The organism is Marasmitruncus massiliensis (assembly GCF_900186535.1).
GTDB classification, from domain to species: domain Bacteria; phylum Bacillota; class Clostridia; order Oscillospirales; family Ruminococcaceae; genus Anaerotruncus; species Anaerotruncus massiliensis_A.
The window spans coordinates 1-20541 of the sequence record NZ_FYDE01000004.1 but is presented as its reverse complement, the minus strand read 5'-3'; the positions used below and the strand labels follow the sequence as shown (position 1 = coordinate 20541).

The 20541-nt window shown below is 47.0% G+C and carries 18 protein-coding genes; 3 read left to right on the top strand and 15 right to left on the bottom strand.

Features of this window, described 5'->3' with window-relative positions:
• Nucleotides 1–42: 42 nt before the first annotated feature.
• From C1A10_RS04025 to C1A10_RS04005, 4 genes are all read right to left on the bottom strand, one after another.
• Nucleotides 43–1077: a DNA polymerase Y family protein gene (locus tag C1A10_RS04025; protein ID WP_101909032.1), complete on the bottom strand. Its 1035-nt coding sequence runs from the start codon at nucleotides 1075–1077 to the stop codon at nucleotides 43–45.
• A complete protein-coding gene (locus tag C1A10_RS04020) occupies nucleotides 983–2626 on the bottom strand; it encodes an SEL1-like repeat protein (RefSeq protein WP_101909031.1) in 1644 nt (547 codons plus the stop codon). The genes C1A10_RS04025 and C1A10_RS04020 overlap by 95 nt, the downstream gene beginning before the upstream one ends.
• Before the next feature lie 655 nt (nucleotides 2627–3281).
• Nucleotides 3282–5951 (bottom strand): calcium-translocating P-type ATPase, PMCA-type, encoded by a 2670-nt coding sequence (locus C1A10_RS04010; RefSeq protein WP_101909029.1) that lies wholly within the window; start codon nucleotides 5949–5951, stop codon nucleotides 3282–3284.
• Between the two features lie 269 nt (nucleotides 5952–6220).
• Entirely contained in the window at nucleotides 6221–7027 is an 807-nt protein-coding gene (locus C1A10_RS04005) for a helix-turn-helix domain-containing protein (RefSeq protein WP_101909028.1), read from the bottom strand.
• A 161-nt stretch (nucleotides 7028–7188) separates the two neighbouring features.
• On the opposite strand from C1A10_RS04005, the gene C1A10_RS04000 reads away from it, so the two are divergent.
• Entirely contained in the window at nucleotides 7189–8154 is a 966-nt protein-coding gene (locus tag C1A10_RS04000) for an IS481 family transposase (RefSeq protein ID WP_101909027.1), read from the top strand.
• 38 nt (nucleotides 8155–8192) lie between these two features.
• On the opposite strand, the gene C1A10_RS03995 is transcribed toward C1A10_RS04000, so the two are convergent.
• The 8 genes from C1A10_RS03995 to C1A10_RS03960 all read right to left on the bottom strand — a co-directional run bounded on the left by C1A10_RS03995 (nucleotide 8193) and on the right by C1A10_RS03960 (nucleotide 15987).
• On the bottom strand, nucleotides 8193–8807 hold the full coding sequence (locus C1A10_RS03995; RefSeq protein WP_180950976.1) for an IS110 family transposase: 615 nt from the start codon (nucleotides 8805–8807) through the stop codon (nucleotides 8193–8195).
• A 453-nt stretch (nucleotides 8808–9260) separates the two neighbouring features.
• A complete protein-coding gene (locus tag C1A10_RS03990) occupies nucleotides 9261–10394 on the bottom strand; it encodes a DUF6070 family protein (RefSeq protein WP_101909025.1) in 1134 nt (377 codons plus the stop codon).
• Between the two features lie 220 nt (nucleotides 10395–10614).
• The gene (locus C1A10_RS03985) at nucleotides 10615–11592 is read right to left on the bottom strand and encodes a PstS family phosphate ABC transporter substrate-binding protein (RefSeq protein WP_101909024.1); all 978 of its coding nucleotides are present in this window, start codon (nucleotides 11590–11592) and stop codon (nucleotides 10615–10617) included.
• An 11-nt stretch (nucleotides 11593–11603) separates the two neighbouring features.
• Nucleotides 11604–13214, bottom strand: a complete 1611-nt coding sequence (locus C1A10_RS03980) for a hypothetical protein (RefSeq protein WP_145997693.1) — start codon at nucleotides 13212–13214, stop codon at nucleotides 11604–11606.
• A 305-nt stretch (nucleotides 13215–13519) separates the two neighbouring features.
• A complete protein-coding gene (locus C1A10_RS03975) occupies nucleotides 13520–14641 on the bottom strand; it encodes an alpha/beta hydrolase (RefSeq protein WP_101909022.1) in 1122 nt (373 codons plus the stop codon).
• 251 nt (nucleotides 14642–14892) lie between these two features.
• Entirely contained in the window at nucleotides 14893–15126 is a 234-nt protein-coding gene (locus C1A10_RS03970; RefSeq protein ID WP_242968828.1) for a nucleoside triphosphate pyrophosphohydrolase family protein, read from the bottom strand.
• Nucleotides 15127–15233: 107 nt separating this feature from the next.
• Nucleotides 15234–15659, bottom strand: a complete 426-nt coding sequence (locus C1A10_RS03965; RefSeq protein ID WP_101909021.1) for a VOC family protein — start codon at nucleotides 15657–15659, stop codon at nucleotides 15234–15236.
• A gap of 106 nt (nucleotides 15660–15765) precedes the next feature.
• Complete coding sequence (locus C1A10_RS03960) at nucleotides 15766–15987, bottom strand: DUF1653 domain-containing protein (protein ID WP_101909020.1); 222 nt, start codon at nucleotides 15985–15987, stop codon at nucleotides 15766–15768.
• A gap of 137 nt (nucleotides 15988–16124) precedes the next feature.
• On the opposite strand from C1A10_RS03960, the gene C1A10_RS03955 reads away from it, so the two are divergent.
• Nucleotides 16125–16319: a hypothetical protein gene (locus C1A10_RS03955; RefSeq protein WP_101909019.1), complete on the top strand. Its 195-nt coding sequence runs from the start codon at nucleotides 16125–16127 to the stop codon at nucleotides 16317–16319.
• 114 nt (nucleotides 16320–16433) lie between these two features.
• Here the strand turns inward: C1A10_RS03955 and C1A10_RS18710 are convergent, their stop codons facing one another.
• The 3 genes from C1A10_RS18710 to C1A10_RS03945 all read right to left on the bottom strand — a co-directional run bounded on the left by C1A10_RS18710 (nucleotide 16434) and on the right by C1A10_RS03945 (nucleotide 18660).
• On the bottom strand, nucleotides 16434–16553 hold the full coding sequence (locus C1A10_RS18710) for a very short patch repair endonuclease (protein WP_242968827.1): 120 nt from the start codon (nucleotides 16551–16553) through the stop codon (nucleotides 16434–16436).
• 77 nt (nucleotides 16554–16630) lie between these two features.
• On the bottom strand, nucleotides 16631–17947 hold the full coding sequence (locus C1A10_RS03950) for a sensor histidine kinase (RefSeq protein ID WP_101909018.1): 1317 nt from the start codon (nucleotides 17945–17947) through the stop codon (nucleotides 16631–16633).
• A 5-nt stretch (nucleotides 17948–17952) separates the two neighbouring features.
• Entirely contained in the window at nucleotides 17953–18660 is a 708-nt protein-coding gene (locus tag C1A10_RS03945) for a LytR/AlgR family response regulator transcription factor (protein ID WP_101909017.1), read from the bottom strand.
• Nucleotides 18661–19010: 350 nt separating this feature from the next.
• Here C1A10_RS03945 and C1A10_RS03935 point away from each other — a divergent pair, with 350 nt between their 5' ends.
• A complete protein-coding gene (locus tag C1A10_RS03935) occupies nucleotides 19011–20468 on the top strand; it encodes a sodium:solute symporter family protein (protein ID WP_101909015.1) in 1458 nt (485 codons plus the stop codon).
• Nucleotides 20469–20541 lie beyond the last annotated feature (73 nt).

Genomic DNA, 20541 nt, shown 5'->3' with positions numbered 1-20541 from the left:
ATCGTGTGGTCTTTCTTCAGGTCAAGGTTGGAGAGCTTGGTATCAACTAAAGTATTCCCACGCCGGACCGCAAAAATTGCCGAAGCGCCGGCGAATCGTATCCATCGTGCACTCCAAATCATTTAACTTCTGTGCCTTCATTTCTTCCGGTAATAGTGAAATCTGGCGGATGTCTGCGCTGGAAAGATCACAGGCACGCACACCGATGCTGCGGATAGGCTTGCCATCCTTATGGTGCTGCTTATAGAGCATAAACGCTTTTTCCTGAATCACAGAGCAAACGCAGGTGGAAAAGTCCAGCTTCGCCTGCCGCTCGTAAGAGAACAGTTCATTGTCGCGGATGCTGATCTGCACCGTAGAGCAGTTTGCCTGCTGGTCCCGAAGACGTGCGGCAACGCTCTCGCAGAGTACGGTCATGGTCACTTTTACATCCTCATCTGTAAGCAGATCGCGTGGCGTAGTCGTGCTGTTCCCGATGCTCTTAACCGGAGGACGGCTGTCTACTTCCGCTACCGGCGAATAATCCAGCCCATTGGCAAACCGCCAGATCATGATGCCGTTTTTCCCAAGCCATCTTTGCAATAGCTCCGGCAAGGCATTCGCCAATTCCCCGATTGTACAGATGCCATACCGCCGTAACTTTGCTTCTGTGGCTCTCCTAACATATAGCAAATCTGATACAGGAAATGGCCAAACGATCTGTTTGTAATTTTCTTTTGTGATGATGGTAGTAGCATCCGGCTTTTTATAATCGCTGCCTAATTTTGCGAAAATCTTGTTGAAGCTGACTCTAACGGAAGCGGTCAGCCCCAGTTCAAACTTGACCCGTTCCCGAAGCTGATCGGCCACTGTCTTTCCATCCCCAAATAGATGCACGCTGTCGGTAATGTCCAACCAGCACTCATCCAATCCAAATGACTCCACTTGATCGGTGTATTGCAGATAGATTTCCTTGGCTAGCTTTGAAAAACGCAGATAACGGTCAAAGTGCGGCGGAACAAAGATAATATTTGGACATTTCTGCCGTGCCTGCCAGAGCGCTTCGCCGGTCTTGACGCCAAACCGCTTCGCAATCATATTTTTGCTGGTAAAACTTCATGGCCTGCACGTAATCCTGCTCCACGCCGTAGCCGAATTCATAGCATTTTCCAAGATTATGCCTTGCACTGATGATACCCTGCTCCGCTGCTCGTTCAAACCATTCCATGGCTTCCGGGTAATCTTGCTCCACCACGATTCCGTGAAAATAGAAAGCACCAACCCTGTTCTGTGCCGGGGCATACTCCTGTTCGGCGGCGAGGCGGTACAATTCCATCGCTTTTTCCTCGTCCTGCTCCACGCCATAGCCATTTTCAAAACATTCCCCCAGAAAAAACTGTGCGCGCGGATACCCTCGTTTCGCCGCAAGCGAAAACCATTTGACCGCCTCTTCATTATTTTCCTCCACGGCAATTCCGCGATAATAGAAAAAGCCAACATTGCACTGAGCGGAGACATGTTCCTGTTCGGCGGCCAGCCGGTACAGCTCAAGCGCTTTTTCCAGATTCTGCTCGACACCTTCGCCGTGTTCTAAGCACCAGCCAAGGTTGTACTGTGCCTGCGGATAGCCCTGCTCTACCGCCATGCGGAAATAGTCTGCCGCCTTTGAGAAGTCTTTTTCCACACCGTGACCGTTCAGCCAGCATTCTCCCAAGAGGCACTGCGCGCGGACGTGGCCCCGCTCCGCCGCCTTGGAAAACCAGAAAACGGCTTTCTCATTGTCCTCATCCACGCCGATGCCGCAATAATACAAATAGCCTAGATTACACTGTGCCGGGGCGTACCCCTGCTCAGCTGACTGTCGGTACAGCTCCCGCGCTTTTTCAAAATCCTGTTCCACTCCAACGCCGTGCTCAAAGCACCAGCCAAGGTTGAACTGTGCCTGCGGATAGCCTTGCTCTGCCGCCATGCGGAAATAGTCTGCCGCCTTTGCGGGGTCTTTTTCCACGCCGTGACCGTTCAGCCAGCATTCTCCCAAGAGGCACTGCGCGCGGGCGTAGCCCTGCTCTGCCGCCAGCGTGAACCATTTGATAGCTTCATCAACGTTTTCTTCCGTGCCAATGCCGGAATAATAACAAAAACCTAAATTGCACTGCGCGAGGGCATAGCCCTGCCCGGCAGACAAACGGTAAAACTGTTCCGCCCGCGCCTTGTCTGCATTAATACCCCTGCCCAGCTCCAGAAACCAGCCGAAAGTGCACTGCGCAGGCGGAAATTCCTGCTCCGCCGCCTCCTGATACCAAAGCAATGCCTTTTCATCGTCTGGCTCTACGCCGAATCCATTTTCATAGCAGACGCCTAAATAATACTGTGCCATAATGTGCCCCTGCTCAGCGGCACGGGCAAACCAATACACCGCCTGTTTATAATCCTGTCGCGTGCCATCGCTAATATAAAAACAAAGCGCCAGCTCATGCTGCGCCTGTAAATCGTTTCCTTCGGCTCGTTCCGCAAGCTCCTGTAAATCTGTCTTTCTCTGCTTAACCGCGGCGGCAGCTTGTATCATCAGCTGGGAATTCAGAAAAAAGACGGACGCCGTATCGTTGCGGTTAGCATCGTTGTTTTGAGGGGTATTCTTATTATTCATCTATTAAAGAACTCCTTTTTAGTGGCAATAGACAAATGCTTTCAGAAATGATCGTGAATAGTCTCTACTTTTTGGTTAATTTTGAACTTGTGTTTTATTATAACATATCGGTCGAATTTTGTCATGATTTACCTCTTGACATGCACATTTCAGCGTGAAATTATTCAGAAATTTGTCGAGAAGATTGTGTTGCATAAGCGCTCCGAACCGCACAAGAAGAATCACTATACCCATCAAATTGATGTCTATTTCATCTTTGAGGCAAGAGAAAAGCCACCGGACTTTAAAATCCTACAGCATATCTCAAAAACTGAAAACATCTTTATTGGATGGGAACATTTGCAGTTGCCCTTTTGTCTTCTGTATCAGAACGGATCCGAAATCATCTGCACTGTTCTACCTATTCCACTAAGCTATGTAGAATCTAAAGCTATTCTATCTTTTGCTGTAACTGAGATATGAAGAAAGGACGCATTGCCGTACGTCCTTTTTGCTTTGCAATCTGTGGTTTGTAGTTCAGCAGTAGCGCGCAATGTCTGTTGCAGCGATAGCCTTACTTATGACGCTGTTGAAACTTCCGCAGCACGCCGATCCGGTTCAGCTTCTGGATCTTTGCGATAACTTTCTATTTTTCATACCGGATGAGTACTCAATATCATTGGCTCCGTCTTATATGATTACATCGTTTTGCAATGATCTTTCTCAATAGATCCGCCGGTATAACGAGACTTGCAAACAAAATGGTATAGCATAGTTCCTGTATACTTAAGCCTGTCGTCCGGAATAAACTTCCTCCGTAATAAATCATAATCATCTGGACCAAGGCTACTACCGACATAATGAATAAAAACGCAGAGTTATTGATCATATTTGAAAAGATATTGATACGCGGGGTTCGGGCGTTAAAACTGTTAAAAATTCCGGCAAAAATAAACAGCGCAAAAAAAGCGGTTAAAAAGTGCATGGGATCATCCTGAAAATAAAACCACTTCTTCACCATGTCAAGCTTTAGAAACAGCAAACAAAGCGTTACCGTAAAAATCCCCATATGTAAAATTTGAAGTTCCATCGAACGTGTCAGAATAGGCTCGGTGCGTGCTTTGGGTGACTCGTACATATATTCCTCCAATGGAGCTTCCCCGGCAAAAGCAAGGCCCCCTAGTGTATCCATAACGATATTTACCCAGAGCATCTGGATCACCGTTATGGGGTTATCAAATCCGATAAACGGGCCAATCACGGAAACCCCTACCGCACATAAATTCATGGTCAGCTGAAAAACAATAAATTTGCGAATACTTTTGAAAATAGTACGTCCATAAAGAATCGCTTTGACGATGGACGCAAAATTGTCATCCATAATCACAATATCACCGGCCTCTTTCGCGACCTCGGTACCGCTGCCCATAGCAAATCCCACATCTGCTTTTTTTAAGGCTGGCGCGTCGTTGATTCCGTCGCCCGTCATTCCAACCACCATACCAAGTTCCTGCGCTGCTTTTACCAGCCGGCTCTTATCTTCAGGCAGTGCACGGGCGATGACACGGATATCCGGCAGGATTTCTTGCAAGCGGTCATCGTCGAGGGCAGACAGTTCCTGGCTGGTCAGCACTTTTTCCTCCTGCGCCCCGCTGAGAATCCCTGCTTCCTGCGCGATAGCAACGGCGGTTTCACGGTTGTCGCCTGTAATCATTACAACCTGGACCCCGGCAGCGTGGACCGTCTGAACTGCTTTTGCGACCTCACGCCGCAGTTCATCCCGGATTCCAACCAGCCCGATCAGGGTCAGCTCATGGCATTCATCCAACGTATGAATCTCCTGGTTGGCAACCGCAAGAACCAATACCCGCATGGATTTTTGAGTCATTTCGATTAATTTTTGTTCGAGGATTCCTTTTTTAGCCATGTTTCGTGACGTTCCATCCCAATCCAGATATTTAGTGCAGGCAGGCAGCAGCTTTTCAGGTGAACCTTTGATCAGGACAAAATGCTGCTCTCCCTGAATTTCGACTGCCGAATATTTTTTTACACTGTCAAATGGGATGGCTTGTACTGTTTCATATTGATGTACACCGGCATCCAGCGGCAATGAGAAATTCAGCAAAGCGCGATCAGTGGCATTCCCTCCAAGCGCCTTTCCCTGCGACACAACGCTGGACGTGTTATATAGACAGGACAGTTCCACCATCTTCCACAGAGGTCGGGCTTGTTTGAGGCTCAGCGCGTTGGGAAATTCACGCCCGTCTCCGGATAGAAATTGGCTTACGCTCAAATTGCCTCTGGTGAGGGTCCCGGTTTTATCAGTAAACAGAATATTCAGACTGCCTGACGTTTCAATCCCCACAAGTTTTCGAACCATCACATGATCTTTGAGCATCCGGAACATATTGGAGGACAAAACCACAGTGATCATCATCGGCAACCCTTCCGGCACAGCCACGACAACAACGGTGATCGCCAGAAGCGCAGCATGGAGCAGATTCTGCATCATCATTGGAAAATTGGTCAGTTCCGCAAGAACAAGCGGCAGTCGATACTGGTTGTCCAGCAATATGTTATTATACAGATCGGCTAACGCCACCAGTGCGGCAGCGGCATATCCGAGGCGGCTGATGGACCTCGCAAGCCCCGCCAGCCTTTCTTTAAGCGGACTTTCCCTCTCGCCTTCCTGCAATTGCCGTGCCAATCCTCCATAAATTGTCCGATCGCCAACATTGCACACCTGCATAATGCCCTCGCCGGAAGCGACAATACTGCCCCGGAAAAGTTGATTTTCAGCAAACAGGTTCCATTCGGACACAGTTTCCCCCACAGGCCTTTTAAGTGTTTCCCTGCTTTCTCCATTGAGTGCTGATTGGTCAACTTTTAACTGCCCGGAAATTAAAATCCCATCCGCCGGAATCCGTTCACCTGCCTGAAGCAAAACAAGGTCCCCGACTACAACTTCTCCGACAGGGATTGAAAAAATCCCTGCACTGCGTCGAATACGGCATTGAATTTTTTCAGAGTCCTCCTGCAGCTTTTGGAATGCAGATTCACTTCCATATTCGGACAAGGTAGAAACCAGAGTCGCAAGAAGTACCGCAATAGCTATTCCCACAGTTTCAAACCACTCGTGATTGCGAAACATAAATATAATATTAACTGCAAGCGTAGTTAAAAGTATTTTAATAATCGGGTCTCCAAAACTTTCGAGATACTGCCTCAAAAATCCGTTCCGCTTTTTCTGTGTAAAAATGTTCCCACCAAATTTTTTCCGGGAATGCTCCACTTCTGCTAAAGTAAGACCATTTCCGATTGGCTTTGGAATGATTAATGTCTCCATATCGATCCTCCTTTTTGCATGTCCACTTTCCTATCCTATTCCAGTAGGACCAGCATTATGTCTTGATGCAATAGTGATAACAAGGCAACTAAATGTACATCACTATTCTTATAATACAGGAGCATCCAATATCAGAGGTGGTTTTGAGCTGGATCTTAACAGGGCTTGTTTTCTGCAAAAAGAAAAAGGGCAGTTGCCATTTGACTCACAGTATTTAGACAGCGATGCAAATTTTTTACTATATGCGCTGTTCTATCTATTTTACTAAGCTATGTAGAATCTAAAGCTATTCTTTCTTTTGCTGTAACTGAGATGGGTATAATACCTGTTCTGCTAAAATTGAACCACCTCAAAAAATTTACAAAACATCCTAGCTTTTTTTGCCTTGTCCCCTTGAAATCCCCGTCCCAATGCGTTACACTGCAAATAGACGGTATCCTTGCATAAAGCCTTGTAGTGAGGACAAAAGCTGGATGACGCGTAGAGAAAGAACGCATTGCAGTGCGTCCTTTTTGTTTTGCAATATGTGGTTTATAATTCAGCAGCGGCACCATATGCCCGTTACAGTGATAGCCTTGCTTATGATGCTGGTGGAACTTTTGCAACACACCCAACCGGTGCAGCTTTCTGATCTTTGTGATGATGATAGTTCTGGACAGGCCGAGCACTTTCTCCATCTTGCGCAGGCTGGGGAAACCTTTCCTGTTCCGGTTTTTAATGCATTTCGATATGTACAGATAGACCAGGAAGCTCGCAGCATCCAGCTTATACTTCCAGATATTGTGCTCAACCTTAAATCGTCCGCCGCCAATACGCGCCACATAATAGCCGTTGGCAGCCCTTAGTCCGTCATAGCAGTATCTTTCCTTTTTAATCAGTAATTCCTTGTCCTGGAGGCCTTCCAGTGCTCGGTAAACGGTGCGCGGCGACAAGCCTGTCCTGTTACTGATCGCATTCGCGCAGGATACGGCAAAAGAAAGTGGATTCCGGATGCCGCTCACCGCACAGAAAACCATTGCTTCAGCCGGAGACAGGCCAAAGCCGAACAGTTTGTTGCCCATGCTGAAATAGTTCATTTAATTACCCCTTTAATTACCCCTTTCTGCAACAGCGTCCTGATTGGGCGCTTTTTGCTTTTTTGAGTTTTGTTTGTCTCAAAGAAAATTCTATGATATACTAGGTGTACGGTCCCATGGTATAATGGTACAAAGCCAAACAGAGAGGAGACGGAAATACTGTGGGACAAATATTACACGGGAGCGCCCGAACGACAGAGACAACCCGCCGAGCAATACAAAATAGTCAAGAGAGTTTAAGGACGTTGGCAACTCGATATGGCATCAATCCGAAGACGGTTGCCAAATGGCGAAAACGCGACAGTGCAAGCGACCTGCGGATGGGACCCAAAGTACCTTCTTCCACTATTTTGACCAAAGAGGAAGAGGCACTCATCGTTGCCTTTCGCAAGCATACCTTGCTGCCACTGGACGACTGCCTGTATGCGCTTGAAGAACCCATACCTCATTTGACCCGATCTTCATTGCATCGTTGCCTCAAGCGGCATGACATCAGTCGTCTGCCTGATCTGAAAAAGGAAATCGAACCCAAGAAAAAGTTCAAGGAATACCCCATCGGCTTTTTCCACATCGATATCACAGAACTCCGGACGGAACAGGGGAAACTCCACCTTTTCGTGGCAATAGACCGCACTTCAAAGTTTGCAATGGCGAAACTATATGATAGAGCTACAATGAAGTCGGCAAAGGGTTTCTTGGAAGCCTTAATCGAAGCTGTGCCTTATCGCATCCACACTATTCTGACAGACAATGGCATTCAATTCGCTGATCTTCCAAAGAACCGTAACGGTGCAACTGCCATGCTTCGTGGGCATCCTTTCGACCGAATTTGCTGGGCAAACGGCATTGAACACCGGCTTACCAAGCCCAATCATCCGTGGACAAATGGTCAGGTTGAGCGCATGAGTCGTACCATAAAGGATGCAACGGTCAACCGCTATTACTATGAGACTGGTGACGAGCTTCAAAAGCATCTGGACATTTTTATTGCCGCCTATAATTTTGCTAAACGCCTAAAAACTATTCGCGGTCTGACTCCCTATGAGTTTATTGTAAAATCATGGGCTGAAAACCCTGATCTCTTCCACTTTGACCCGTCCCATCTCAATCTGGGACTGTACACCTAATAAAAGTCAAGAGAAATTTTCGAAAATATGTAGTATCATTAAGAACTAAAACTAAGTATAGCAAAGCTAGACATCTGTATCAATAGATGGTAATGCCAGTATTCACGCACAAAATCGCAGAGTTTATCCTTATCAGGTGCATCTGAGCAATTCCAAAGCACTGTTTTAATACCAGAGATTGTTTGATCCATGAGATTTGTCATCGTCTGCTTTGCCCTTACACGCATTGACAGGTAGTTTAAATATTGCCGATTCAAATTTCTCAGTTCTTGGTAGGTCTCCTCTATCGGCTCAAAATCAACAAGCCTATACCAATAGTCGATACCATAGCTTGCAATTTTAATTGAATCAAGAGGATCTGTCTTGCCTTTACGAATCACGATCATGGAATACTTCTTCATAAGATAAGCATTTACAACACTAACGAAAATACCATACTGCTTAAGGGATGTCAGCATAGGATAATGGTATGCTCCGGTTGATTCCATAACAACTCGGACTTCATCATCCAGTCTATGTATTTGTTCTACCAGCTGTAGTAAATCCTTCTCACAATGCTGAACATTATATGGAGAAATTAGCACTTCACCATAAGGGCACATAAAACAAACTGTGCTCTTTCCTTTGGAAACATCAACTCCGACACGAACCATAGAATTCCTCCTTTGAATTACATGGTATCCATCCTTGCTTATTACCATTCAGATTGGTTTGTTACACGAAAGCCGTATGGTTTCAACCTGCTAAATCGAATGCTCATAATAAAGGGATGGCTAGCGGATTATGTTACGGATGCGAAATCCAATGCGAAGTACGCCAGACCATGGTTCCCCTTATTATAAAAAATAAGCACAAACATCACCAGCTACAGATGAATGCCTGTGCTTATATAGTACCAATGGGAAATTCAGATTTCTTGCCAAGTATGCTCATAATCTTCTCATCAAAGTGAGATCTAAAATCATTCCACTCTAATTCCGTTTACAGCTTTCCCTTCAAACCATATTTAGCCTCTATTCTGGACAAAATATTCAGAACTTAATAGCATACCAAACTGCCGCTGCTCATTTTCACCTCGGTTACTTCTACGAGTATAAGCGAAAGCATTACGCTAATGGAGTGATAACGGTATTGGAAAGATATCTGATACTGCCGTCGGTATTATCCATGACGGTGAGAACACTACTCATACTCTTATCTTCGCCAAATTCCACCGCCACAGCGTCAATGGTCAGACTGAGTGAGCCATCCGCGTTTTTTATAATATTCACGACCTCTGGAATCGGAGAGTAGCCTCCTCCTGCAAAGGCTTCATAAGCATAGGTATGATTCACTTCGTTGAAGGGAATGAAAGATCGCAGCTGTTCCTTGGTTAAAGGGAGACTGTTCAACATAATCCCTTCCATCACGTCAGCTGGAATGAGTACATGGCCATTTTCGTCGAGCTCTTTATATAGTGCTTCGGGGAACTCTCCGTTAAACTTATAATACAGTGATTCAAAAACCCAGTTCATATTCAGCTGCGAAAAATCATCTTTATTCCAAGTATATTTAAGCATACCATTTGCGATATAACCAATGCCCTCTATATATCTGCTGCCAAGTACACGTATTTCTTCACCTAAAGGCGAAATACGGTAGCCTCTATACATCTCGCTGAATCCGTCCTGTTCTGGGATATGATAGAGTAAATACCCTTTTTCTGTCATATAAATACGATCCAGTCTGTAAACCGGCTCTTCAAATTCAATTTTGGATTTTATGTCCGCTGTGCCCTGTAGAAAATCGTAGGCAGCCATAGTTCTAAAGTCTTTACCATCACGGTGAATTAGAATATCCGCAGTAATGCCCCAGTTGTAAAGACCGTAAATAATGATTTGTGTATCTTTTCCCGCTTGCACCTCATTCCAAAACGCCTCTACCTTTTCATAGTTGGGCATATCCAAATCATAGAAGTCCACCGGAAAACCCAATGTACCAATCGCTTGGCTCATTTGAGCATATTCTTCCGGCGTTGGCATTGGATATGCAGATTTCTTCATGTCTATTACAAAGCCGTCTATTACATCTGCGCAGGCTTCGACCGCCTGCTCAAATTGTGCTTTTGCCTCCACTTGGTCAAACAGGGGGTCAGTTGAAGATACTGAAGTTTGGCTGGAACTTGACGGTGTACTGCCGCCGCAGGAGGCTAATGAAATTAGAAGCACAATCATGGCAAAAATGCTTAAAGCTTTTTTCATGGATTTCACCTCGTTGTTTATGGTTGGAAGCAGATTGCATTGTAAATCTATGGCCGATCGGTGAATTTTACTTCCCGATGAACTCTGTTCCATACCAATGGCAATAGCTGCAAATAGACAAAAATCAAAAACAGTGTATCTGGTTTATCATATCATTTTACGGCATTCGTAAATAATAATTTTTAGGCTTATATGATATTAGCGCGCTTTTTTATATTTATCAATCTACTTGCCTGATCGGCACATAGTTTTCGTCAATCAGAAGCTGCCTTCCTTCATCAGTCAGCAGCCAATCACGCAGAAGTCTGGCGGGACTGTTTGCCGGTTCGTTCTTGCGGATCACCACATAGAAATCGTTGACAAGAGGGTAACTGCCATTTTCGATACTTTCCGCCGACGGTTCCACGTTATCCACCGACAACAGTTTGAGGTTAGGATTCTCATACATAAGGTTGGCATAGTAAAAGACGGAAAACCCAATTGCACCCCCGGAGCCGTCATACTCCGCAACGGCGTCAATCAGTGCGCCCATACCGGCTGGCCGTAGTTCGCTTGGCGGATCAATTGGCTCCACGTCCTTCATTAGAAGCCGCAAAAATAAGGTCTGGCTGCCGCTCTCCAGATTGCGCTGAAAGGCCGCAATGGGGACACTGTCTCCCCCTGCTTCAGACCAATCGGTAATGCCTCCGGTATAGATTCCAATTAATTGTTCACGAGTAAGGTTATTCACCGGGTTTTGGGCGTTGACAAGAAAGACCAAGCCGTCCCGTCCAAGAGAGGAAACCTCAAACTCATCCCAGAGTCCCATTCCCTCCATCTCAACTTTGATATTTTCCGGCGCTTCATACACAAGCAGCAAATCGGCCCCCTCATACATCATATTGCGCCAGACAGCGCCGGTCCCGCCGCTGACCTGCACCAAGGTTTCGGCCTGATCCAAAGGTACGCCGCACACCTCGCTGTACAGCTTTGCCATCAACGGCATGTTGGCGGTGGAGCCATCCACACGGGGATAATTCTCCGCACTGATTCCCGGTATTGCGATTCCGGATGGGATATCGCCGTCCTCAGAAGAAGCCGCAATCGAAGATTCCGTATTTGGAAGAGATTCGCTTGATGGCATGTTGTCTTTGTCGCAAGATACGAATATCAACATGCAAAATGCTGCCAGGAAAGCCGCTAAATGTTTTGTAAGCATACCCGATCCTCCTAATCAGTGTCGAGATTATTAAAGATACTCTTTTTGACAACCCAGTTGCCGTTCCAGTCCACCAGGCCGATGTTAAAGCCGCGCCTGAGTGCGATACGGTCAGGCCCAACATCGTAAACAGCAGTGACATTCTCCACAATGACCTTGCCAGTGTGATTTAAAATGTCGGATCGGTGTATATTGTCGGGTTCATTAGGGTTGTTTCCAATCTCTTTATCAGCTTGCAGTAAAATGTTATCCACGCTGCCGTCCCAGGTGAAATCCTCTTCCCTCAAACTGGATACAAGAGACAGAGTTGTATAGTTGCCCGCGGGCACAAGAATTTCCAGATTTGAATTAAGCAGGCCTTCCCCATAGAGGCCACCGTTCTCAACGTCATAGGTGTAGAGACCATCGCATAACAGATTGATTGAACGCGCACCCGCAAGATTTTCCGATGATGCGATAAGATTTCCGGTGCGGTCGATCATTACCGCTTTTTCATCCTTTATGCCAACAAACTGCGCCGTCGGTTCCGTCTCGTTGTGCCGCCGCACAGGTATCAGCCAAGAAAAATTGCCGACCAATTCCTTATTCTCCAACGTGACAAGCGCAGCGTTAATAGGTTCTTTCTCCGAACGATACGAACCGGTTTGCACAATGGCCAGCTCCCCGTCGAAATATTGAATGGATGCGCCGTCCGTGGAGAAGAGGACACCTTGATCCGGGTGAAATATGCCGTTTTCTTCGCCATCCCGATATACAAGGTAATCTCCCCGCAAATCACCGTAATAACCGCTGATCCATTCATAGGCGCACAGTTCCCGAAAGCTGCTGTCCAAAAGATACTCGACCCCGGCTGTTTCCATCGGCCATTCATAGGGAGAGACCGAACTTGCGATAAAGTAGCTATTCCAAGTTTGGGCACTGTAATAGCTTTTCGGCGGGGGAAATCCGGAGAGTGCCTCCCCCGCTGAATTCACCACGCCCAGAGGTGTGCCCCATTTGTCGCACAGAAGGAAAACATCTCCATTTAACTTCGATACACTAAACGTCCCTTCATAGAACTCCTGTCCCGTTGGAACATGGTACAGGGCCGTGTGATAATCCTTTGGTATTTCATCCGCAGACACGATACCATCCCGCGAATCCTGCCGGATGATGTACTCGCCAAAGGCAGGCTCATAGTTGTCCCTTCCCCAATCAATAAGCAGGTTTCCACTAACGTCAAACAGGGCGCGCGATCTTACTGTAACCGGATAACCCTCACGATCTCTCTGGATTTCATCTCGGCTCTGATACCGATAGCGGATTTCTCCGGTAGCCAAATCGGGCAAGTCAATCTGCTGCGGCGCATCCTTTTCCTCAGCCTGAATCTCATTGCCATTTCCATCAATGACCCAGTATTTGTCATAGTCCCAAGATTCACCCAAAGGAATTTCGTAGATACGCTCGTTGTCCACAGTTGGCAGGGGAACATCTGTTTCAGAGTTCTCTGCTGCCGCCGATACATCCTGACTATTAATCTGACCGGATGAAATGGGTCCATTGCTGCGTTCACAGCCGAAGAACAATAAGAGTAGTAAAGTTGTTATTGCGTATATTGCTTGTTGATATCTATGTATTATCATCTTTTTCACCTTCTCAGCAATAATGAGCAAACTACCAGTATCAATATTATTAAGCGCTGATCCAACTTTTTTCGGATATAAAATATTTTTTGATATTTTTATATCCGAGGATGCCTATTAAACATTAAGCGAAATCCAGTGGTTCCTTTCAAATGCAAGATTATATATATGATTGGATGTCAATGCCATAATGTACACGAAAGCTGTTAACTTTTGCTTTCTTAGTTTTCAATACTTCAACCGTTCTAACCAGTATGTTATTTTTTCTTATTTATATAGCTAGGGATACAACCCATGTTTCAATTTTACTTTTCATCTGCCAATGCGTCGGTACCGTTCATTACATCCTGCCGCAAAATGCGTATTGCCAGGCCCGGCTGTTCAAACATCGGGCTGTGGGCGGAAGACTCAAAGGTATAAAAGCCCTTCAGCGGTGCCTCAATTTTATCGTAGTATTCTTTCTGCATAGCGTAGCAACAAGTCAAATCTTGCTTTCCTGCCAAAAAGTAGATGGGGATTTTCAGTATTGGAACGCTGTCCTCCGCCACAAATTTCATACGGTCATAGGCTACTTGTGTTTTTTGCACAAAGGATTTTCCGCGCCAAATGTTGATGCGCTCCGCTTGCGTATAATCCGTACAGCGGAGTGTCGGAAAAAAGATGCCGGTAATGACGGACTGCATATCCGCCATCGTGCCACCGCCCAACTCATGCATGGCAGTGTCCCTCTCCGGGGCAACGAACCAGCCACGCAGCCACGCGGTGTCCGGCACGTCTGTTTGATATGCGTCCAGTTTTCGCACCATCTTCTGATTTCCCTGCGTAGCATATTCCGCTTTCATGGTTTTATACGCCATTAGCTCCGAGTTTGGCTGGTCAGCAATTTGGCTCATGGCAATATAGGCAACATATTTTTCAGGCGCTGCCTGCGCGGTCAATATTCCAATATAAGTACCGAAGGAATGTCCTAACAGGTAGATTTTTTCCTGTCCGAAACGCTTTCGCAAATAGTCTGTCACGACAAGCGCGTCCTGCACAAACTGCTGGGTCGTGCAGTCCTCTGACTTACACTTCGACGTATAGGAAAGCCCGGTTCCCCGGTAATCCCAGTAGCAGACGGTAAAGGTATCTTCCAGACCGGTATCTATTTCTTTTGTCAGAAAATAATCCGGAATGCCAGGTCCGCCGGACAAAAGCAGCAGCACGGGATTTGAAAGATCTTTTCCCTTAAGATACATTCCCTGTTGAGCACCATTGATCTCAGTAAATACTTTCTCGGAAATACTTCCGTCCAATACTTCACCCGTTTGGTCACGGTATGTCTTCGGACTTTTTCGTCCGGGCGGAAAGATCAGCCCGACCGATATCACGATTAGAATCGCCAAATCCAGTACAATCACGGTGGTTTTTCTCTTTCTTTTCTGCATAAGTTTGAATTTCCCCTTGAAATACGCTCTACATCTGCGGCATAGTAGCAGTGCAATAGTTAGGCTTTGACCGGATGTCTCATTATCTATGTAACTGTCTTGTCTGTCATAAACATAACGGGCAGCTGGCTAACAAGACTTCTTTTTATGGTTACCGCTCAATTTCCTAGCTGTTTTTCAGTTTCAGATAAGAAATGATCAAATGCCTCGCTGATATCAATATTCATACGCTCAGCCAAAATAATTAACCATCAAATACATTCGCCAAGCTTGTGCCCCAATTCAGCGCTTGGGTTTTCTGCCTTAGGCCATCGTTCCTGCTGAGCCATTGTTAAGCGGCCCACTAAGCCGGCATCTGTCAAGAAAGCTAACGCATCCTCTTCAACAGTCCATTCTGTCCCATGATTTTCCCTTTTAAGCTGATGATAGAGCTTTCTTATTTGAACAGAACGTTTCACAGCTTCATTTAAGCTCGTATCCTTCATATCATCTCTTCCTTTTCAATCTTTTATTTACGACTTAAACATACTGCGTAGCTCAAACTTCTGGCCGATCTGCTAAATATACTCATACTATTCAGCCTCGTAACTTTCTATAGCAATGCAAAATGGGCACTTTCAAAAACATGTTTCATTTGACATAAGCAAAAAGGGTGTCCGGCGGGATCAAACATAACTGTCCAACTGTCAGAAAATTGTTTATCTGCGATTGTTGCCCCGCAATGGATTGCGTATTGAACCGCTTTTTCTAAATCATTAACTGCGAAGTCGATATGCGCCATTTGCTGCTGAGCTTCAGGCTCTTCTGGCCACACAGGCGGTTTATACTCAGGGTTCCGCTGAAACGTTATACCGGGATACGCTCCCTGAGTTGTCCCCGGAGCACCCACGATTGCATATTCTTCATCATAGAACGGTATTTCCCATTTGAGCAGCACCGCATAGAATTTTGCTAATTTATGCGGGTCTTTGCAGTCCAGTGTAAATGCGCTCATTTTGATTTTCAGTTCATCATCCATAACGTTAACCCTCCGATAATATAAATAATTGGACCTTGCTTTCTTTTCAATCCTAACTCTGTAAAACTATTAGTATCTTTGCTTTCGAGACTGATTATTGGACAAATTATTTTTCATCTATGTATTCAAACCTTTTATAAATAGCGCCACCCATTTCAACTTCTTCATTCCACATGGAAGCGGGCCTCACCCAGATTCCGCCATCCCCGTATAAAGCCTGGTACACAACCATCGATTCCAGAGTTTCGGAGTGCTTGGCAATATATAAAACGTTATACTCATTACCCTTAAAATGGCGATATCGGCCTGGTTTTATCTCGCTTTCCATTTAATTTTCATCTCCTTGATCAATAAATTAAACATAATGCGCAACTCAGACTGAGCCCATACTGGTATGTCATATCAATAATGTGACATTAGTTATGCGCTTCTCAGGCCGTACTCAAGGCCCTGGGCGAAACGAACGTGACAGACGCTGATATCAAGAAATTGAAAAAAGCTCTGTCCCCAAGCGAAAAAAACGCGCTTCTTTCGGAAGCGAAGTATGGAACCGCCTGGACCTACAAAATTAACAAGGGGGCAAACGCAAAAACCGAGGTGTTCCTGAAGGATACCTTTCTGCCCGGCTGCGGGACAATTTCGCGCGCTCCTAAGCGATGATTTTTCTCTGTATATCGACGAGGCCGATTCACAAATGGATGTTACCGAGAATCTTGTCTTTCCAAAATTGAGTGTAATAGGACAACTTCTCATCGAGTGATACTAAACCGCGAATCACCCAATTGTGCCCATGCCAAAATCACCATCACAGAATACAATAATCTTTGCTCTTGTGAATACGATGCCCGCTTTTCCAAGCAGCTTTTTAACATTTACGCGAACCCTCGACTCCACAGGGCGCGCACCTTTTTTACTTCCGGCGTCAGACAACTTCCGCAATATCCAAGAAAAAACGGTGGTTGGGTAGGTTCTCATGCCGGAGACGCAGGAAGGTCTCTGGGAGCAATTGTAGCTATGGCAGTAAAAGCAGCCTTGCTGTAGAATACTTCAAAATTGTCACCGGGGCAGCTGAGGGTTCTTCGGATGCTGAGCAGTCCCAACCCGCCCTCATGCTTGCGGGACAGAAGCTCTCCGCCGATTTTGCGAACCTGACCGTCAAAGGAATTCTCCACCAGCAGTTCCAGATGATTGCTTTCCCATCTGCAGCGAATGTGGACGAAGCGCGGGCCGGAAAATCGTCTGCAGGCATCCAGAGCGTTTTCCAGAAGGTTGCCGATGACGATGCACAGGGTCAGATCATCAATGGGAATGGTTTCCGGCAGATCTAGATGCGTCTCCAGTTCCACCTGATTTTCCCGGCATCTTCCCGCATACTCCTGCAAAAGGCCATTGACCGCCTGACTCTGGCAAAATGTCTGCGCCGCGGTGTTGTCCAGTTCCTTTTGCAGGTCTCGGAGGTACCGGGCCTGCACGTCTCGGTCCATATTCAGCAGGGCGTGGATATGATGGCGAAAGTCGTGCCGGATAATCCGGACCTGTTCGATGTAATCAAGAATCTGGTGGTAGTGTTCCCGCTGCTGATAGAGAAGCCGTTTTGCAACCTGCAGTTCCTCGGTCATTTTCCTGCGTTCCATAAGCTCCTGAATGCTGTTTAAAATCAGAACATAAAGCCCAACGATCATATTGCAAAGGATGAAAAAGAACGCGACGACGCCAAATCCCCCCACTGACAGCGAGCGGCTGGAAAAAATAGTGTTTGTTCCCACAAAGAGAAGGAGAAGGGAGACCATGGGATAGGCAAGCAGAAGAGTAGAGGCCCCGACGGAAAGTTCCGTGAACAACCGCTTCACAACAGGCTTCATCCACAGACGAACTCCCAGATAAAATCCCAGAGCCGACAGGGTGGATACGATCACACAGATCTGGGAGTAGGTCAGCCCCGTTCTGCCCAGCAAGGCCCAGACAATAAACTCGTTCAAAGAGGTGGAGAGCACCGCAAACAGCCAGGCCGAAGCATAGAGAAAGGCTTTTTCCAATAAACTGCCCTGGAAAAAGAACAGAAGAATGAGAAAATAGAGAAAGGAAAACAATCCCTGAAAAACCACGAAAACATTGTCGGGAATGCGAAACAGGAACTGCAGGAAGGTCATAATAACCCACAGATAGGCAGAGATGCTTGCAATATTTTCCCGGCTTTTGACCTTCGGCTCCAGACACACAAAAACCGGCATCATCCGCACGGAAAGGGTAATCAGATTGAGAAAGATTCGGCAGGCTTCATCATTCATGGAGTTCACCTGAGCCTGCGGCGGTAATAGGCCACCTTGCTCTGCTTATAATAATTTCGGGAAATAGGAACCACCATGCTTTGCCGGAGGAGGAAACTGTCTGCCCCCATCTGTTCCACACTATCCAGATTCACGAGATAGCTCTGATGGCATCGGAGAAACTGGGAATATCCCGACAGAACACGCTCAAGATCCCCGAGTTTGTGTGTGATTGGAAATCTTTCCCCGCTGCACAGTGTGACATAGACCTGATGCAGGCGGTTTTCAAAATAGGCCACCTTTTTCAGCCGCAGCTCTAGCGGAACGCGATTGTGGATGACCCGGATTGAAGCCGTGCGGCTTTCAAAGCGTTCCCTCAACACCCGGTTCATGGTATCCTCAAAGGGCGGCACCTGAATGGGTTTGAGGACAAAGCCCGCCGCGCAGACGCTGTATCCCTCCACCGCTGACTCCAGCGAGGAGGTCACGAAAATTATGACAGGTTCGTCTTCCTTCTGTCGAAGGGCCCGGGCAGCCTCTAAGCCGGACAACTGAGGCATCATCACGTCAAAAAAATAGAGGTCATAAAACTTCTCCGCCGCCAAAAACTGGACTCCGCTCTCGTAGGTGTCAATCTCCGCCGGTATATTCCGGTGGCTGAAAAATGCAGAGGCATACTCGGCCAGGAGGCTGCATTCCGCAGCATTATCGTCACACACAGCGATCTGGAACATCCATATCCCTCCCAAGAAGAATTCCGGCCAAAGCAAGCCGGCCCGAATGCCTTTTTTGATGCGGAGACGGCAGAATGGCACAACGGGGCTTACGGCAGACTGCCCACAACAGCTGGTTTTTCTTTATTCTATTAAATAATTGCCGGGCAGTCAAGAGGAACGGACGCCATGCGCGGAAGACTGTCTGCCAAGTGTTTTTCATATTTGGCAGCTTTTTTGCAGAAACGGAGATTTATATCCCGGCAGGAGGGTGATATATTTATTATTAGGAGCAGGGCTGCAAAGGAAGAGAAGAGGCGGGTGCCTGCACCGCGCCGCAGCTCGGCCAAGGCTTTAGGAGGAGGAATATTATGCACGCAAATATCATCGTAACCATCATCGTCGTTGTCTATCTATTGGTCATGCTGTGGATCGGCTGGTACTCTTCAACCAAGGTTTCCAGCAACACGGACTTCATGGTGGCGGGCCGCCGCCTGGGGCCTCTTCTGATGGCGGGTACTTTGGCCGCGACGGAAATTGGCGGTGGAAGTTCTCTTGGTGTTGTGCAAAACGGCATGTCAGGCTATGGTCTGAGTGCCGCGTGGTACATCATTGCAATGGGTCTGGCGTTTATCATTCTGAGCTTTGTGGCACCTAAGTTCCGGGCGGCAACCGTAAAAACCGTGCCCGAATACTTCCGCAGGAGATATGGGAAGTCCTGCGGCATTATAACGTCCGTTATCATGCTCCTACCCCTGATTGGACTGACAGCCGGACAGTTCATCGCCTCAGCAGTCATTCTCTCCACCATGCTGAGCATTAACTATCAGGTGGCGGTCATTATCGTGGCCGTGGTAGTGACGGTCTACTCGATCATGGGCGGTCTTTGGAGTGTTACGCTGACTGACTTTGTACAGGTATTTTTGATCGTATTCGGCATGATTATTGCCGTTCCCTTTGCCTTGAAAGACGCGGGCGGTTGGGCAAATGTAACTGCCAATATCCCCGCAGGGACTTTGGACCTTTTCCAGGGCTATGATCTGTTCGGCATCATTTCCCTCGTGGTAATGTATACCGCGACCTTCTCTGTGGGACAGGAAGCTGTTTCCCGCTTCTACGCGGCCAAGAACGAAAACACGGCTAAGGCCGGTGCCTGGCTAGCGGCACTGATTAACTTCATCTACGCTTTCATTCCCACCATTTTGGGGATTATTACCTTGGCTCTTATTAACATGGGCAGATTTGACGCGGCTCAGTTTGAATCGGTAGGCGCCAGATATGCGCTGCCCGTACTGGCCATGCATACGATGCCCGCGCTGATCTGCGGCCTGCTTTTTTCCGGAATTATTTCAGCGACCATGTCCAGCTCTGACTCCGATCTGCTGGGTGCGGGCTCAATCTTCGCAAACGACATATACAAAGCAGTGCTTAAGCCTGACGCAACCAGCGAGCAGGTGATGCGGGTTACCAAAATTGTGATGTGCCTTGTGGGAGTAGCCTCCATGTTCATCGCGCTGTTCAATACCAGCAGTATCGTTTCGATTCTGATGTTCTGCTTTACCCTGCGGGCCGCAGGATCTTTCTTCCCCTACGTGATGGGGCATTACTGGAAAAAGGCATCCACTGCCGGCACAATTGCCTCTTTGCTGGCCGGCACTTTAGTGGTTGTCTATCTGGAGCACATCTCCAAGGGAATGTTGTTTGGGATCAAGTTCAGTCAGCCCGTGATCCCCGGTCTGGTGGCAGCGTTCATCTGCTTTATCGTATTCTCGCTCCTGATGCCGCCGAAGGTGGAAAGCACAGAGCTTACCCCAGAGGAAGACGACTAGCCCGGCGCATTGGACTAACACTGATGGGGAGACAAGCATAAAGCTTGCCTCCCCGTTTTATTATACTTTTTTG